Below are 15,363 nucleotides of genomic sequence, written 5' to 3'. Positions count from 1 at the left end.
ATGACGTCGTTCCCCTTTCAATCGGCGGCGGCGATGACTATCTGAGACGCAAAGAAAGGATCATTCCATGAGCGATCTGACATCCCCCAAGATCAAAAAGACCGATGCCGAATGGCGTGAGCAGCTGACGCCGGAACAATATCGCATCCTGCGCGAACACGGCACCGAGCGCGCCTTCACCGGGCCCTATTGGGATACATTCCAGAAGGGCCTCTATCGCTGCGCGGCCTGCGACGAGCCGCTGTTCCTCTCCGATACGAAATTCGATGCCGGCTGCGGCTGGCCGAGCTATTTCGAGCCGGTAAAACCGGGCGCGGTGACGGAACATCGCGACGCCAGCCACGGCATGGTGCGCACGGAAATCCGTTGCGCCAATTGCGGCGGCCATCTCGGCCACGTCTTCCCGGACGGCCCGAAGCCCACCGGCCTGCGTTATTGCATCAACGGCCATTCGATGGTGTTCGAGCCGGTTTGAGCGGCAAGACCGTGCCGCGAGTTTCTTCTCCCCGCCGGGGAGAAGATGGCCCGAAGGGTCAGATGAGGGGGTAACGTTGCCGTATTTCGGGGAGCTCGCCCCCTCATCCCGCTGCCGCGGACTTCTCCCCGGCGCGGGGAAGAAAAACGCGGCACTCGCCCGATCCATGGCTGGCCTTCAGCTTTCAGCCCAGCTTCAGTTCCATACACGTCAAATCCAGCCAGCGTCCGAACTTGGTGCCGACTTCCGAGAACCGGCCGACGACCCGGAAGCCGAGGCTTTCATGCAGGCGGATGGAGGCCATGTTTTCCGCCTCGATGGCGGCGATCAGCACATGCACGTCGTTGCCGCTCGCATGATCGATCAACGCCTGCATCAGCCGCTTGCCGATGCCGTGGCCGCGGGCATCCTTATGCACATAAACCGAATGTTCGCGGGTGTGGCGATAACCGTCAAAAGCGCGCCAGTCGCCATAAGAAGCGTAGCCTGCGACCTTGCCGTCGAGGATGGCGACGATGACCGGAAAACCGCGCGATGTGCGGGCTGCGAACCATTCCTTGCGGTTCTCCAGATCGACCACGACCTCGTTCCAGATCGCGGTCGTGTTCACCACCGCATCGTTATAAATCGCCATGATGCCGGAGAGATCGTCCACGGTCGCGTCGCGCAGTTCCACGCTCATTATTGCTTCGCCCTCATATTTCTAGATGAGCGGCTGCAAAAGACAGCTGCTCCTCTGACGAGCCTTAAGGGATGACGCCGCGCAATGTCCAGCGCGTTGCTTACCCCGTCAAAAAAAGGGCGTCAGGACGCCATCGGGACGAGGCTGAATGCGGTGACAACGGCGAAATAATGGACAGCGGCTGCCGAGACGACGAAACCGTGCCAGATGGCATTCTGGAAGCGCAGCTTTTCCCAGACATGGAAAATCACGCCGAGCGAATAGATGACGCCGCCGGCGACGATGAGCCAGAGCGTGACGGGGGCGAGGTGCGACGACAAAGGTTCCACCACCATGATGCCGCTCCAGCCCATGGCAAGATAGAGACCAATGGCGACCCGGTCGTAGCGGCCGGGAAACAGGCATTTGAGGAGGATGCCGCAGATGGCGGCAAGCCAGATCAGCCCCAGCATCACGGCGATCAGCGGATCGTGAATGCCGCGCATCAGGAATGGCGTGTAGGTGGCGGCTATGAGGATGAAGATTGCCGAGTGATCCAGCCGGCGCAGGAACCATTTTACCCTTGAGTGCGGCCAGATATTATAGGTGAAGGACACGGAGAGGCAGGCGACAAGTCCGAGACCGTAAATCCACGCGGCGGCGATCGCGCTGAGCGTCCCCCAGGCGGTCGCGTAGAAAATCAGCGCCGTGGCACCCACCAACGCAAATACGATACCGACACCGTGGACGATGCCATCGGCGACGATCTCGTGAAAATCATACTGGCGCCCGAACCGCCACATCTCGCTCATTCGTCCAATCCCGTCTGCGTGCTTTCATCAAAGCATGGAGACAATATTAGACAGGAACAAGACAGCGGCCGGTTAACGGCGATCAAATTGCGTTCGAGGTTGTTGCGAAAGGAGAGGTCTTGTTTCGGCCTGTACCGGTGTAGCGAGCGACCGCCGCTTGTTTCTTCTCCCCGCCGGGGAGAAGGTCGCGGCAGCGGGATGAGGGGGCGAGGGTAGAGATATCCGGAGAGCTTGCCCCCTCATCCGACCCTTCGGGCCACCTTCTCCCCGGCGGGGAGAAGAAAGACGTCGCGACAACCTCGCTTATTTTTAGCCGCAATCACAAAGCCGCAGCGCATTCCTGGCAGAACGGCGTGTAAGGCACTGCCTTCAGCCGATCCTCCGAAATCTTCTTGCCGCATTTGACGCAGGTGCCGAAGGTGCCGCTGGCGATACGGTCGAGGGCTGCGTCGATGGCGCGCAGCTCGTCCTGACCCACCTGCCCCAGTTCGTCCAGCACCTCGTCATTGCTGCGTTCGGTGGCGCGATCCTCGTCGTCGGGATTGCGAGGCTCTTCGAAATCGGCCTCGATTTTGTGCAGGCGGCGATAAAGCTCGCGCTGGCGGTCTCGCAGGATTTTCTCGTAAGTTTCGACATTCATGTTTTTTCCTCCAGCCGATCTTCTTGCATCGTCGCATTTCCAGACGGAAAAGCCGCCCGCAACCCTGAAATGTCAGGCTTTTATCGGTCGACCAGCACCGAGCATTTGGCGTGGCGCACCACGCGGTCGGCGGTGGCGCCGATGAAATAATTGCTGAAATCCGGCGTGTGCGACGCGATGATGATGAGGTCGGCCTTGTGTTCCTCGGCGGCGGCGATGATTTCGCGCGCGGGCGCGCCGCTTCGGATTTCCTGGCTGCCCTTGAAACCGGCCCTGGTCTTGATATCCGAAAGCCTGGTCTTGGCGTCCTTGATGGCGTTTTCGATCAGGTCGACCGGCAGGTCGATCGCCATATAGCCCGGCAGCTCCTCGACAACGTTGATGAGAACGATCTCGCCATCGGGATCCAGAAGCGCCTTGGCCTTTTCGAGAATCTTTTCGCCCTTGTCGGTGGCGCTGAGGTCTACCGGTACGATGATCTTCTTGTACATGGCTGTCTCCTTTGGCTTGATCCGCCGTTTGGCGTGTCGGACTAGGCTTATATTCCCCGTTGGCACGGCCTTCACCTTGATCGAAGTCAAAGCCGGAGCCGGGCCGGAACGGGGCATTGTCAACGAATAGTGGACGGTCAATCGTCAGACGACGATCTTTGCTGAACGACGAAACCAGCCCATATTTGCCTTCGACAAACGCCGCAAAGCGGCGTCGGCCGATAATTTCGGCGACCGATCCGCCCCAGGGCGCTTCGGATTCAATATGGAGATCATGATGAGTGAAATCAAACAATTCGCCCTGACGCGGCCGGCCTATGTCGGCCAGGCGCATCTCGTCGTTCACGATCTGCCGCGCGTTTCGGATTTTTACCGGAAGATCATCGGTCTTTCCGTTCTTGAAAACAACCCGAGCGGCGAAGTGCTGGGTGTCGGCGGCCAGCCGCTTCTCACACTTTCCACCTCCGGCACGGCGCAACGCGCGCCGCGCAACGCCGCGGGCCTGTTCCACACCGCCTTCCTGATGCCGAGCCGGAACGATCTGGCCCATTGGCTGGCGCATGCCGCCCACAACAATGTCCAGTTTCAGGGCGCGTCCGACCATCTGGTCAGCGAGGCGATCTATCTTGCCGACCCGGAAGGCAACGGCATAGAAGTCTACCGCGACCGTTCGCCGGACGAATGGACCTACCAGCAGGACGGCACGGTGGAAATGGCCACCCTCGGCCTCAACCTTCAGGCGCTTTACGACAGCGCGCCGAAGACGGCCTTTACCGGTGCGGCGGCAGGAACAGCCATCGGCCATATCCATCTGCAGGTGGGGAATATTCCGCAGGCGGATGAATTTTATCAGGATGTGCTGGGGCTGAAGATCATGGCGCGTTATCCCGGCGCGAGCTTCTTCGGGTCGGGCGCCTATCACCACCACGTCGCCGCCAATATCTGGAACAGCCGGGGTGCGGCCGCCCGCAAGGACAATATGACCGGTCTTTCCGGCTATTCGCTGACCTTTAACGAGCCGGCTGCGCTTGAGACGGCGATTGCCGCGCTCGACCGGCTGGAAATCGCCACAGAGCGGCAAAGCGACGGCATTGCGCTGAAGGATCCGTGGGGCATCGGGCTGAAGCTTTCCGCATAAACACAACAGGGGCGGCAGAAATTTGTGCCGCCCCGGAACCGCCGGATTTGTCGGACGTTAGCCACCTTATTGGGGGATAGTTCGATGAATGAGAACGCCAAGCCGGATCTCGCCGACACTGCGGCCTTGCTGCTGGACAAGGCCGATCCACTTGCGACACCGGCTTCGGTTTCGCAGCGCGATGACGCGCGCAGCCAGCAACCGCTCGGACGAGAGGCGCTTGATGTCTTCGTTGCCTGGTCGATCATCGGCATTTTCCTGATCGTGTCCATGGCGGTCATCCATGAATTGTCGATGATCCTGATGCCCGTTGTGATGGCGGTTGTCGTCGGTATGATCCTCGGCGTCTCGGCCGAGAAACTGGCCTCCTACGGCATACCGGGCGCAGGCGTCGCCATCATCCTGTCCACACTCGTCGCCGCCGTCATTTTCTTCGTGGTCAATTCGCTGGTGGACCCGGTCTCGCAGCTGGCATCGGAGGGCCCAGCCCTGATCGAGCGGACCATTGATCGCTTCTTGCCCTATTTCGAAAATATGAGGTGGCTGAATATTTCTGCGGCCACCTTCAGCATGGGCTCCATGTCCATGGAATCGCTGCTGTCGCGTAGCGGCGAAATCATCTCGTTGCTTGGCGCGAACGTGACGCCCGCGATCGTGCAGGGGCTGATCTTCCTTGCGGCGCTCCTGATGTTTCTCTACAGCCGCCTGCGGCTGCGCAAGGCCCTCATCATGGCCTTCCCGGCGCGCCATCAGCGACTTAGAACCATCCGCATCATCGGCTCGGTGGAAAAAGTGCTCGGCACCTATTTTGCCACGGCGAGCCTGATCTACGCCGCGCTTGGCGTCACCATGATCGTGATCGCTTATCTCGGAGGTCTCTCCATGCCGCTATTGTGGGGTCTTTTTGCCTTCCTTTCGAGCTTCGTGCCGTTTCTCGGCATTACCCTCATGACCATATCGCTCACCGTCGCCGGCATCATCACCCATGACAACATGGTCCTCGCGCTGCTGCCGGCGGGCGCCTTCTTCACCATTCACCTGTTGATGGAGAACCTCGCCTTCCCGGCTGTCGTCGGCCGTAACATGGAAATCAATCCCTTCCTCGTTTTCGTGATGATCATCTTCTGGACGTGGATGTGGGGGGCGGCCGGCGCGATGCTCGCCCTGCCGCTATCGTTGATCGCCATGACGGTGACACGCGAACTCTTCCCCACCCGCCGGGTGGTGCCGAACCTGCCCGACTAGCCTCTTCTTCGGCGCCATCAGGAGGCGAGCGGAACTTTTTGCACGCCGCGGAGCGTCTGCGCCATGCGGCGCTCGTGCTCGATCAGCCATTTCTTGCGCCACAGCCCGCCGCCATAGCCAGTCAGGCTGCCATCGGCGCCCAGCACACGGTGGCACGGCACAACAATGGCGATCTGGTTCGCGCCATTGGCACGCGCGACCGCACGTACGGCGGATGACCTGTCCATGGCGGTTGCGAGCGAGGAATAGCTGACGATCTCGCCCGCCGGGATTTCCCGCAGGTTGCGCCAGACATCGCGCTCGAAGGGTGTGCCATGGCCGGCAAGACGCGTTTTGAAGGCCGCCGAATGACCGGCGAAATAGGCCTTGAGTTCCGCTTCGATCTGGCCGGTCACGGCCGTTCGGCCAAGCACCATATCCGCGCCGGTGCGCGTCTTCAGCCGCTTCAATTCGGCGGCGAGCGCCGGCCGGTCGGCAAATTCGAGGAGATGCAGGGCGTGATCGTCAGCGACGGCGAGCATCGGGCCGATCGGCGTATCGATCCAGTCGCCCTTCAAGAACCCCTTGCCTTTCATCGCGACGGGCGAAGAGCCGAAGAACTGGTTGATGGCGGCGCGGAAGCCGCTGCCGGATTCATAACCGGCGTCGATCTGGGCGCCTATCACCGCTTCGCCGGAAGCGAGGCTCTCCGCCGCACCGCCCACCCGCCGCAATCTGGCGATTTCCAGAAAGCTCATGCCGAAACGGCGCTTGAAGGTGCGGCGCACGGTGGAAGGATCATGGCCGAGCGCCACCACATCCTCCTCGCGCCAGCGCCGCGCCGGGTCGCTTTCCAGCGCCGTCAGCAGCGACGTCACGGTCTCGTCGGCGGAGCCATAGGACAGCATCGGCTTGCAGCGCTTGCAGGGACGGAAACCCGCCTCCAGACATTCGGCGATGGTCTCGCGGAACCGGCAGTTTTCGATCTTCGGCTTTCGCGCCGTGCAGGTGAAGCGGCAGAAAATCTTCGTCGACGTCACACACACATAGGCCACGCCCTCATAGGCGGGGTCCTTGTTCACAAGGGCGGAATAGAGCGTTTCGGTATCGGGGCGTTTGAACAGCATCATGGGGAGGATGCTAGCGCAAATTTTTGACCCGCGCCGCCGAAAAACGGGCATGGATGTGGAAGGATGTATCTTCATCCTTCAGCCCTGACGACGGCTGCTTTCAGTGAGGTGAGCCGGTGCGGCATATTTCTTCTCCCCGCCGGGGAGAAGGTGGCGCGCAGCGCCGGATGAGGGGGCGACGGTGGAAAAATGCGGGGAGCTTGCCCCCTCATCTGCCCTTCGGGCATCTTCTCCCCGGCGGGGAGAAGAAACGGGCGGCGACCTTGCGGATCAATTCACCGGCGGCGCGAAGGACGGGTCGTCCAGCCGTGAAAAAATCACGCCGCGCGCCTTCAGCGCCAGAAGCCCTTTCACCACGCCCTCGCCCGCCTCATGGGTGGGCTGGTTGATGTGGGAGATGATGACATCGCCATCTTTTGCCGAAGCGATGTGTTTCGCCGTCATGGCCGCACCCAGCAGCGAGCCGCCATCGCCATTGATGGAATAACCGGCCACCCGCATGCCCAGCCGGTTGATGGTGGCCATGGAGGAGTTGGTATATTTGGCCGTCGCACCGCGGAACCATTGCGGCTGGAGGCCGGTGGCGGCGACGATGGCCTGACGGCCGCCCTCCACCTCCTGCTCGACCGCCGCTTCGGAGCCGGCGGCGGCGATGCCGTAGATGGAGACCGGCTTGTCCACTGCCGGCACATGATTCTCGCCGTGATTTTCAATCTCGAACAAATCCGGATGCGCCATGAGCACGGCCAGCGCCTCGCCATTATGCTTCAGCCAGCGGGCGGTGACGAAGATCGTCGCGGGAATGCGCTCCCTCACCAGCGTATCGAGGATGCGGTGGTCGGTCTTGCCCATGCAGGCGTCCAGCGTCATCGCCACCCGCACCTTACCGTCATGCTGCGGCGACATTTTCAGCGACGGCTCGACAAGGCCGGTTCCCGCAAAGGCGACGGATGAGGCGGAGAAAAACAGGGTGGCGATGAAGAGGCGACGCAGCATTTTGTGTTCCGGAGTGTGAAGAGCTGGCAATCCGCCCGCAAAGCGCCCGAATTAAGGCGCGGTTTCCAGCGCAGACAGCGCCTCCAGCGCCTCTTCCACCCGCTGGCGTTCGGCGCTGGTGAGCGGCAGGATCGGCCGGGGCGGTTCGCTCACCGTCAGCGTCAGCATGTTGGCGGCGGCGTAAACCACGCGAATGCTGCCGAATTCCTTAAACAGCGTCCAGAGCGGCTGGAAGGCCACTTCGATCCGCTTGACCTCTTCCGCATTGCCGGCCTGAGCCGCCCGCATCAGCCGCAGGGCTGGAACCGGCAGCAGGCCGGCGACCACGCTGTACCAGGCGTCGCCGCCGGCAAGCGTGGCGTCAGCGCAGCCCCAGTCGCCGCTGTAACCGATGGCGAAATCTTGCCCCAGCTTCGGGCGCAGCCGCGCAAGCTCGCCAGCATAATCGGAATCGGCCGGCAGCGGCATCTTGATGGCGCGGATATTGGGGATATAGGCAAGCCGCACCAGAAGCTCGTCGCTGAAGGTGAAGCGCGTGGTCGTCGGATTGTTGTAGATGGCGAGCGGCAGCGCCGTCGCACCCGCCACGGCGGCGAAATGGTGATAGGCCTCTTCCTGCGTCAGCGGCGTGTAGGACACGGGCGCCAGCAGCAACGCATCGGCGCCGGCGGCTTCCGCATCCTTTGCCAGCGCCACGGCGTCATCGGTGCGCAAGGCGCCGACGCCTGCCATCAATATGCGCTTGCCCTTGAGGATGCCGGCGGCCGCTTCGATGGCACGGCGCCTCTCCTCACGCGTGAGATACATATAGATGCCGGTGCTGCCGAGAATACCGACGGAATCGACCGCCGCCGCATCCAGCCGCTCGATCAGGGCGCAGAAGGCCTCGACATCGACCCGCCCGGCCTCATCGGCGGGCGTGATCGGAAAAGCAGAAAGCCCCTTGAATCGTCTCGCCATGTCTATGTCCCTCACTTCGATCGGAAGTCAGGGTTACAGAGCCGGCCGCACGGCCGCAACAAAAGCGGCGGTTAAAGGCTGACCTGAAATCGAAAAATTCCGTGCTCAGTCATAAAGATACAACTTCTTCCACTGCTGTTCGGGAATTTTGTCGCCCACACGGTAGTCGAAGGACTGGATGCTGAGACTGTCGCTCTTGAGCTGGCACTTATATTTCAGCTTATACCATTCGCCCGCACTCCTGAAGACTGCGCCGGGCGCCTTGATGGAGTTCTTGCCCACTTCCGGATCGCCGAAAGTATAGGCGATGACCTTGTCGGGTTTCATGCCCTTCTGCTCCGTTGCGATGCGCTCCATCGCCTCGATATCGCAGCGCTGTTCCAGCCGCTCCTCGGGGGCCAGCGCGTTCAACTGCCGCATGACGCTGGCATCGATCGCAAAAGCGGGGGTGAAGGTCTGCAAGCCAAGGAAAAAGGCAGAAAGGGCAGCGGGAAGAAGCTTTCGCATGGGGTCCTGTCAGTTTTTTCGTTTGTTCTTGTGGTGGGCGGCAGGCCGGGCAGCCTGCATCCATCATCGCTGATTTGCCGGATATTGCCAAAATGTGATCGAAAGCTGACGAAATTGTGCCCGAGCCGCATTCCGCCTGTGGAGATTTGAAACTTGATCGGCCGCAAGGCCCGCTCTACATCTTGGTGCCGCCCAAGATTTTTTACAGGAAAGCGAGTTTCCCTTGCCGATTTTCAAGAACCTGCCCGCCGCCCCGACCGCCGAAAAAAGGCCCGTTCAGGATACGCATCACGGCATTACCCGCACCGACGATTACGCCTGGTTCCGGGCCGATAACTGGCAGGCCATGTTCAAGGACCCTGCCCTGCTCGACCCCGCCATCCGCGCCCATCTGGAAGCGGAAAACGCCTATATGGAAGCAGCGATGGGCGACACCAAGGCGCTTCAGGAAAAGCTGTTCGAGGAAATGAAAGGCCGTATCAAGCAGGACGATTCCTCCGTTCCGGTCAATGACGGTCCTTACGCCTATGGCACCCTGTTCGTGACCGGCGGCGAGCAGCCACATTATTTCCGCACCCCGCGCGGCGGCGGCGAAAAACATGTGCTGCTGAACGGCGACAAGGAAGCGGAGGGCAAGGATTATTTCCGTCTTGCCGGTCTCGACCAGTCTTCCGATCATAGCCACGGCATCTGGGGTTACGATGACAGGGGCTCGGAATATTTCACCCTGCGCATCCGCAACCTCGAGACCGGCGAGGACCTTGCCGACGTCGTCGAAAATACCGGCGGCGGCGGGGCATGGGCGCCCGACGGCAAGAGCTTCTTTTATACGCTGCAGGACGAGAACCACCGTCCGTCGAAAGTCTTCCACCATATCATCGGCGAGCCGCAATCGGCCGACCGGCTGGTCTATGAGGAAAAGGATCCCGGCTTCTTCATGGGTGTCGGCGCATCCGTGCTCGACGATTTCATCTTCATCGACATTCACGACCATGAGACCAGCGAATATCGCATTCTCTCCACGAAAGACCTGACCGCCGAGCCTGCTGTCGTGGCGGAGCGCGAAGAGGGCGTCGAATATTCGATGTGCGAAGGCGGCGATGTGTTCTTCATCCTCACCAATGACGGCGACGCCAAGGATTTCCGCATCGTGGAAGCGCCCGTCACCGCACCCGGCAAGGAAAACTGGAAAGAAGTCGTGCCCCACGAGCCGGGCCGCCTCATCCTCTCCGTCGACGCCTATGCCCGCCACCTGATCTGGTTGGAACGCCGCGACGGCCTGCCGCGCATCGTCATCCGCGATCGCCGCACGGGCGAGGAACATTCCATCGCCTTTGCCGAGGAAGCCTATTCGCTTGGCCTGCATGGCGCGGCGGAATATGACACCGATGTCATCCGCTTCTCCTATTCCTCGATGACAACGCCGAGCCAGCTGTTCGACTACGACATGGTGACCCGCGAGCGCACGCTGCTGAAGACGCAGGAAGTGCCTTCCGGCCACAATCCGGACGATTACATCACCCGCCGTATCATGGCGCCTGCCCATGACGGCGAACTGGTGCCGGTGTCCCTGCTCTATCGCAAGGATGTGGCGCTTAACGGTTCCGCCCCCTGCCTGCTCTACGGATATGGCGCTTACGGCATCACCATCCCCGCCTCCTTCTCCACCACGACGCTGTCGCTCGCCGACCGTGGTTTCATCTATGCCATCGCCCATATTCGCGGCGGCAAGGACAAGGGTTTCGAATGGTACGAAACCGGCAAGATGGAAGCCAAACAGAACACCTTCAAGGATTTCATCGCCGCTGCCGATCATCTCGTTCAGGAAGGTTTCACCTCCTATCAGGGCATCGTCGCTGAAGGCGGTTCGGCCGGCGGCATGCTGATGGGGGCGGTCGCCAATATGGCGCCGGAAAAATTCGCCGGCATCATCGCCGCCGTTCCCTTCGTGGACGTGCTGACCACCATGCTCGATGACACTTTGCCGCTGACACCGCCGGAATGGCCGGAATGGGGCAACCCACTGGAATCGGCGGAGGAATATGGCTGGATCGCCGCCTACAGCCCCTATGACAATGTGGGTGCTAAGCCCTACCCGCCAATTCTCGCGCTTTCCGGTCTCACCGATCCGCGCGTGACCTATTGGGAACCGACCAAATGGGTAGCGAAGCTGCGCGAAAAGACGATAGGGGAAGCGCCCATCCTGCTAAAGACCAACATGGCGGCAGGCCATGGCGGCAAGTCCGGGCGTTTCCAGCGGCTGGAGGAAATCGCCTTCGAATATGCCTTTGCGCTGAAGGTGGCCGGCAAGGACGCTGTTTGACATCTGATCGTGGTCGGGCGGCGACAGGGCCGCCGCCCGCACCGAAACAGCATAAAAATACCTTCACAAACCCTCTTTCCGAATATTTTTTCCACAAAATCGCGACTTTATTTTCTCCTTGAATTCCGACTTGATTCCACCGGGATTTTTATTTCGCCATACTGAAATATGTAATATATTTCTAAAAAATTAGAATATATTCCATGTATTACACCAAATAAAAAACGCTCCAAAAATCGAACGCATGGCTGCGATGCGCCATTTTGCGTTGCAATATCACTTTTTGGCCGTATTATGCCGACCGTTGACATATTCATGCGCATTTTCGCCGTTGTTCTTGCGGCAATTCCGCAGCGTGTTCTGCGGTTATTCTTCTTGCCGTCAATTTTCGGCTTTTTCACGCGCTATGTCAGTTCGCCCTTGGCAATCCGGGCTTTGCAGTGCTCCCGCTTTGCCAACTGAAAACACTGCATCAGACTTGGGGGTCTTACACCATGAAGAAACTCCTAGCCTCGACCATTCTCGTAACGGGCTTTACCATCGCTGCCGGTGCAGCAAATTCCGCCAATGCCGCCGAAGAGTGCGGCAGCGTCACCATCGCCGAAATGAACTGGGCATCCGCCGGCGTCGCGGCTTATGTCGACAAGTTCATCATGGAAAACGGCTATGACTGCACGGTCAATGTCGTCAGCGGCGACACCATGCCGACCTTCGCTTCCATGAACGAAAAGGGCCAGCCGGACATGGCGCCCGAATTGTGGGTCAATGCCGTGCGCGAGCCGCTTAATGCCGCCGTCAAGGAAGGCCGGCTGATCGAAGCCTCGAAAATTCTCACCGATGGCGGTATCGAAGGCTGGTGGATCCCGAAATTCATCGCCGACGAACACCCCGACATCAAGACCGTCGAGGATGCTCTGAAACATCCCGAACTGTTCCCGGCGCCTGAAGACGCCAGCAAGGGCGCCGTGCATAATTGCCCCTCCGGCTGGAACTGCCAGGTGACGACCGCCAATCTCTACAAGGCGCGCGAAGGCGACAAGAAGGGCTTCACGCTGGTCGACACCGGTTCGGCCGCCGGCCTTGACGGCTCCATTGCCAATGCGTTTGAAAAGAAGCAGGGCTGGCTCGGCTATTATTGGTCGCCCACCGCCATTCTCGGCAAATACGAAATGGTGAAGCTGGACGATGGCGTCGAACTAGACCGCGCCCATTTCGACGAATGCACGGCGAAGGTCGACTGCGCCGACCCCAAGGTCAACGCCTATCCGGTGGCCGATGTCTATACCGTCATCACCAAGGACTTCGAAAGCAAGGCCGGCGTGACGCTGGACTACATCAAGGCCCGCAGCTGGGACAACAAGACCGTGGCCGAAATCCTCGCCTGGATGGATGAGAACCAGGGCACCAACGAGGACGGCGCGGAATATTTCCTCGAGAACCATGAGGACATCTGGACAAAGTGGGTGCCGGCCGAGGTGGTCGAGAAGATCAAGGCTTCGATGTGATTGCTGGCGGGGTTGGCGCAAGCCGCTTACCCCCCTCTGCCCTGCCGGGCATCTCCCCCTCAAGGGGGGGAGATCGGCTGGGTGCGCTTTCACCGCTTCATCCTCAACCATCGAGATGGGCGAGACCTTGCCGCAGATCGATCTCCCCCCTTGAGGGGGAGATGTCCGGCAGGACAGAGGGGGGTGCCCGCGCACTCCAACCTCCACCACCCATCCCCCAAAACCCATAGGGAAAACAACAATAATGGCCCTCTGCAATTACTTGCCGGACATGCTCTGCAAGTTCCCCGCCATCGACAATTCAACCATGCGTGTGGCACGCAAGACCATCGATGACGGCTTTCGCGATCTCGTGCGCAATTACGGCGATGCAATCGACGTCGTCGTGCATCCGCTGCAACTCTTCCTCAATTCCTCGGAGCGGCTGTTTATTCAGACCCCGTGGATCATCACCATGCTGGTCATTCTTGCCATTGTGCATTTCGCCGGTCGCAGCATCAAGATCACCGCCGGTACCGCGGCGTCGCTGCTGATGATCGGCGCAGTGGGCCTCTGGCGCGACGCGATGACAACGCTGTCCATCGTCGCCATCGCCACCCTGATCGCCATCGTCATCGGCCTGCCGCTCGGCATCCTGATGGGACGCTCGGAACGCCTTCAGCGCCTCATCAACCCCGTGCTGGACGTGATGCAGACCATGCCGAGCTTCGTTTATCTCATCCCCGTGGTGGTGATATTCGGCATCGGCAAGGTTCCGGGCCTGATCGCAGTGGTGATCTACGCCATTCCGCCCGTCATCCGCCTGACCAGCCTCGGCATTCGCCTGGTGGACCGGGAAGTGCTGGAAGCGGCGGACGCCTTCGGCTCCTCCAACCGCCAGAAGCTGTTCAATGTGCAGCTGCCGCTGGCGTTGCCCACCATCATGACCGGCATCAACCAGACTATCATGATGGCGCTCGCCATGGTCGTCGTCGCCTCCATGGTCGGTGTCGGCGGGCTCGGCAAGAACGTGCTGCAGGCCATCAACAACCAGTTCTTCACGGTAGGTTTCCTGAACGGTTTCGCTCTGGTCGCCATCGCCATCATGTTCGACCGGGCGAGCCAGGCTTTCGGCAAACGCCTGCAGAAATACCGCGAGGTCTCCCATGGCTAAAAGCATCGAAATCCGCAACCTTTACAAGATCTTCGGCAAGCATCCCGAGAAATATCTCGAAGCGGTACGAAGAGGCATGGACAAGGTCGAGCTGAACGACAAACACAACCACGTACTCGGTCTCAATAACATCAACATCACCATGCCGGGCGGCAAGATCACCGTCGTCATGGGGCTTTCCGGTTCCGGCAAGTCGACGCTGATCCGCCACATCAACCGGCTGATCGACCCGACCGCCGGTGAGGTTCTCTACGACGGCGAAGACATTTGCGGCATGAGCACGTCGGCGCTCCGGAAATTCCGCCGCCACAAGACGGCGATGGTGTTCCAGAAATTCGGCCTGCTGCCGCACCGCACAGTGCTGGAAAACAGCGTTTACGGCCTGGACATCCAGGGCATGCCGCGCAAGGAGAGCGAAGAGAAAGGCCGTTACTGGCTCAATCGTGTCGGCCTTGACGGCTACGAGGATTATTATCCGAACCAGCTTTCCGGTGGCATGCAACAGCGTGTCGGCCTTGCCCGCGCGCTTGCCAATGACGCCGATATTCTCCTGATGGACGAAGCCTATTCGGCGCTAGATCCGCTGATCCGCGTCGATATGCAGACGATGCTGCTCGATCTGCAACAGGAGCTGAAGAAGACCGTGGTGTTCATCACCCATGATCTGGACGAGGCTCTGCGGCTCGGCGACCACATTGCCATCCTGAAAGACGGCGAAGTGGTGCAGCAGGGCGACGGCCAGAGCATCATCCTTTCACCGGCCGATGGTTACGTCACCGACTTCGTGCGCGACGTCAATCGCGGCCGCGTGCTGCAGGCGACCACGGTGATGGAGCCGCTGGACAGCAAGCCGGAAGGCATGTCCGTGCCTGAGAACGCGACGCTGGAAACCATTGCCCGCGACATGTCCGAGGCCAATGAAACCCAGGCCCATGTGGTGGATGAGGACGGCAAGCCGGTCGGCAGCATCGGTCTCGACACGCTGGTGGCCGCCATGGTGACGCCTGCGCAGCAGGAGACGGTGGCGACGGTTGAGGTGGAGGTGAAGGCGACGGATAAACCGGAGAAGGTACCGGAGCCCGTTGCTCCGGTGCAGAAGGAAACGGTGTGATCCGCTTGATCCTGTCTATAAAGTTCTAAAACTCTCCACGTCATCCTCGCCCTTGAGGCGAGGATGACGTGGTGTGTGAGGCAGGCCTTTCGGCACCCATGCGATCCTGCCTCGTCTCGCATATAAACGGCTGCTGCATCCTCGCACGCCCCGCCCCCTCCATGCAAAAACGAAGCACTACTTCGCCGGCTGTCAACCCTCGGCGATCGCTGCAACGCAGCAAGCGCAAGCTTCGGA

Annotated in this window: 15 protein-coding genes; 7 read left to right on the top strand and 8 right to left on the bottom strand. The window is 60.4% G+C overall.

Annotated elements, in window-relative coordinates:
* The first annotated feature begins 67 nt into the window (after nucleotides 1-67).
* On the top strand, nucleotides 68-475 hold the full coding sequence (msrB, locus tag ACQZ48_RS06265) for a peptide-methionine (R)-S-oxide reductase MsrB (protein ID WP_077982708.1): 408 nt from the start codon (nucleotides 68-70) through the stop codon (nucleotides 473-475).
* A gap of 184 nt (nucleotides 476-659) precedes the next feature.
* On the opposite strand, the gene ACQZ48_RS06260 is transcribed toward msrB, so the two are convergent.
* The 4 genes from ACQZ48_RS06260 to ACQZ48_RS06245 form a co-directional block, all read right to left on the bottom strand.
* Nucleotides 660-1,157, bottom strand: a complete 498-nt coding sequence (locus tag ACQZ48_RS06260; RefSeq protein WP_191216941.1) for a GNAT family N-acetyltransferase — start codon at nucleotides 1,155-1,157, stop codon at nucleotides 660-662.
* A gap of 122 nt (nucleotides 1,158-1,279) precedes the next feature.
* On the bottom strand, nucleotides 1,280-1,948 hold the full coding sequence (gene trhA / locus ACQZ48_RS06255; RefSeq protein ID WP_077982710.1) for a PAQR family membrane homeostasis protein TrhA: 669 nt from the start codon (nucleotides 1,946-1,948) through the stop codon (nucleotides 1,280-1,282).
* A 319-nt stretch (nucleotides 1,949-2,267) separates the two neighbouring features.
* Nucleotides 2,268-2,588, bottom strand: a complete 321-nt coding sequence (locus tag ACQZ48_RS06250) for a TraR/DksA family transcriptional regulator (protein WP_077982711.1) — start codon at nucleotides 2,586-2,588, stop codon at nucleotides 2,268-2,270.
* Nucleotides 2,589-2,668: 80 nt separating this feature from the next.
* The gene (locus ACQZ48_RS06245; RefSeq protein ID WP_077982712.1) at nucleotides 2,669-3,079 is read right to left on the bottom strand and encodes a universal stress protein; all 411 of its coding nucleotides are present in this window, start codon (nucleotides 3,077-3,079) and stop codon (nucleotides 2,669-2,671) included.
* Between the two features lie 277 nt (nucleotides 3,080-3,356).
* Here ACQZ48_RS06245 and ACQZ48_RS06240 point away from each other — a divergent pair, with 277 nt between their 5' ends.
* Nucleotides 3,357-4,217, top strand: a complete 861-nt coding sequence (locus ACQZ48_RS06240; protein ID WP_077983010.1) for a VOC family protein — start codon at nucleotides 3,357-3,359, stop codon at nucleotides 4,215-4,217.
* A gap of 84 nt (nucleotides 4,218-4,301) precedes the next feature.
* Nucleotides 4,302-5,462, top strand: a complete 1,161-nt coding sequence (locus tag ACQZ48_RS06235) for an AI-2E family transporter (RefSeq protein WP_077982713.1) — start codon at nucleotides 4,302-4,304, stop codon at nucleotides 5,460-5,462.
* A gap of 17 nt (nucleotides 5,463-5,479) precedes the next feature.
* Here the strand turns inward: ACQZ48_RS06235 and ACQZ48_RS06230 are convergent, their stop codons facing one another.
* The 4 genes from ACQZ48_RS06230 to ACQZ48_RS06215 form a co-directional block, all read right to left on the bottom strand.
* Nucleotides 5,480-6,571, bottom strand: coding sequence for a bifunctional transcriptional activator/DNA repair enzyme AdaA (locus ACQZ48_RS06230; protein ID WP_165691181.1), 1,092 nt, complete (start codon nucleotides 6,569-6,571; stop codon nucleotides 5,480-5,482).
* A gap of 270 nt (nucleotides 6,572-6,841) precedes the next feature.
* On the bottom strand, nucleotides 6,842-7,567 hold the full coding sequence (locus ACQZ48_RS06225) for a polysaccharide deacetylase family protein (protein ID WP_191216942.1): 726 nt from the start codon (nucleotides 7,565-7,567) through the stop codon (nucleotides 6,842-6,844).
* A gap of 51 nt (nucleotides 7,568-7,618) precedes the next feature.
* Nucleotides 7,619-8,527 carry a dihydrodipicolinate synthase family protein gene (locus ACQZ48_RS06220; protein ID WP_077983011.1) on the bottom strand — a complete coding sequence of 303 codons (909 nt, stop codon included), beginning with the start codon at nucleotides 8,525-8,527 and terminating at the stop codon, nucleotides 7,619-7,621.
* A gap of 105 nt (nucleotides 8,528-8,632) precedes the next feature.
* The gene (locus ACQZ48_RS06215; RefSeq protein ID WP_077982716.1) at nucleotides 8,633-9,034 is read right to left on the bottom strand and encodes a DUF930 domain-containing protein; all 402 of its coding nucleotides are present in this window, start codon (nucleotides 9,032-9,034) and stop codon (nucleotides 8,633-8,635) included.
* 223 nt (nucleotides 9,035-9,257) lie between these two features.
* Between ACQZ48_RS06215 and ACQZ48_RS06210 the strand changes: the two genes are divergently transcribed.
* The 4 genes from ACQZ48_RS06210 to ACQZ48_RS06195 all read left to right on the top strand — a co-directional run bounded on the left by ACQZ48_RS06210 (nucleotide 9,258) and on the right by ACQZ48_RS06195 (nucleotide 15,126).
* Entirely contained in the window at nucleotides 9,258-11,357 is a 2,100-nt protein-coding gene (locus ACQZ48_RS06210; protein ID WP_448728674.1) for a S9 family peptidase, read from the top strand.
* A gap of 494 nt (nucleotides 11,358-11,851) precedes the next feature.
* Entirely contained in the window at nucleotides 11,852-12,862 is a 1,011-nt protein-coding gene (locus tag ACQZ48_RS06205; protein WP_077982718.1) for an ABC transporter substrate-binding protein, read from the top strand.
* A gap of 244 nt (nucleotides 12,863-13,106) precedes the next feature.
* Complete coding sequence (locus ACQZ48_RS06200) at nucleotides 13,107-14,015, top strand: ABC transporter permease (RefSeq protein WP_077982719.1); 909 nt, start codon at nucleotides 13,107-13,109, stop codon at nucleotides 14,013-14,015.
* Nucleotides 14,008-15,126 (top strand): quaternary amine ABC transporter ATP-binding protein, encoded by a 1,119-nt coding sequence (locus tag ACQZ48_RS06195; RefSeq protein WP_077982720.1) that lies wholly within the window; start codon nucleotides 14,008-14,010, stop codon nucleotides 15,124-15,126. The genes ACQZ48_RS06200 and ACQZ48_RS06195 overlap by 8 nt, the downstream gene beginning before the upstream one ends.
* The last annotated feature ends 237 nt before the right edge of the window (nucleotides 15,127-15,363 follow it).

The sequence above is a fragment of the Agrobacterium sp. 22-209-1 genome, from assembly GCF_053522485.1.
The sequence above is the reverse complement of the archived record's forward strand: the minus strand, read 5'-3'. Positions and strand labels throughout refer to the sequence as shown.

Coding starts and splice junctions, on each gene's coding strand:
- ACQZ48_RS06245 (WP_077982712.1), bottom strand. CDS start 3,079: ATGTACAAGAAGATCATCGTACCGGTAGACCTCAGCGCCACCGACAAG.
- ACQZ48_RS06225 (WP_191216942.1), bottom strand. CDS start 7,567: ATGCTGCGTCGCCTCTTCATCGCCACCCTGTTTTTCTCCGCCTCATCC.
- ACQZ48_RS06235 (WP_077982713.1), top strand. CDS start 4,302: ATGAATGAGAACGCCAAGCCGGATCTCGCCGACACTGCGGCCTTGCTG.
- trhA (WP_077982710.1), bottom strand. CDS start 1,948: ATGAGCGAGATGTGGCGGTTCGGGCGCCAGTATGATTTTCACGAGATC.
- ACQZ48_RS06215 (WP_077982716.1), bottom strand. CDS start 9,034: ATGCGAAAGCTTCTTCCCGCTGCCCTTTCTGCCTTTTTCCTTGGCTTG.
- ACQZ48_RS06250 (WP_077982711.1), bottom strand. CDS start 2,588: ATGAATGTCGAAACTTACGAGAAAATCCTGCGAGACCGCCAGCGCGAG.
- ACQZ48_RS06200 (WP_077982719.1), top strand. CDS start 13,107: ATGGCCCTCTGCAATTACTTGCCGGACATGCTCTGCAAGTTCCCCGCC.
- ACQZ48_RS06240 (WP_077983010.1), top strand. CDS start 3,357: ATGAGTGAAATCAAACAATTCGCCCTGACGCGGCCGGCCTATGTCGGC.
- msrB (WP_077982708.1), top strand. CDS start 68: ATGAGCGATCTGACATCCCCCAAGATCAAAAAGACCGATGCCGAATGG.
- ACQZ48_RS06205 (WP_077982718.1), top strand. CDS start 11,852: ATGAAGAAACTCCTAGCCTCGACCATTCTCGTAACGGGCTTTACCATC.
- ACQZ48_RS06195 (WP_077982720.1), top strand. CDS start 14,008: ATGGCTAAAAGCATCGAAATCCGCAACCTTTACAAGATCTTCGGCAAG.
- ACQZ48_RS06220 (WP_077983011.1), bottom strand. CDS start 8,527: ATGGCGAGACGATTCAAGGGGCTTTCTGCTTTTCCGATCACGCCCGCC.
- ACQZ48_RS06230 (WP_165691181.1), bottom strand. CDS start 6,571: ATGATGCTGTTCAAACGCCCCGATACCGAAACGCTCTATTCCGCCCTT.
- ACQZ48_RS06260 (WP_191216941.1), bottom strand. CDS start 1,157: ATGAGCGTGGAACTGCGCGACGCGACCGTGGACGATCTCTCCGGCATC.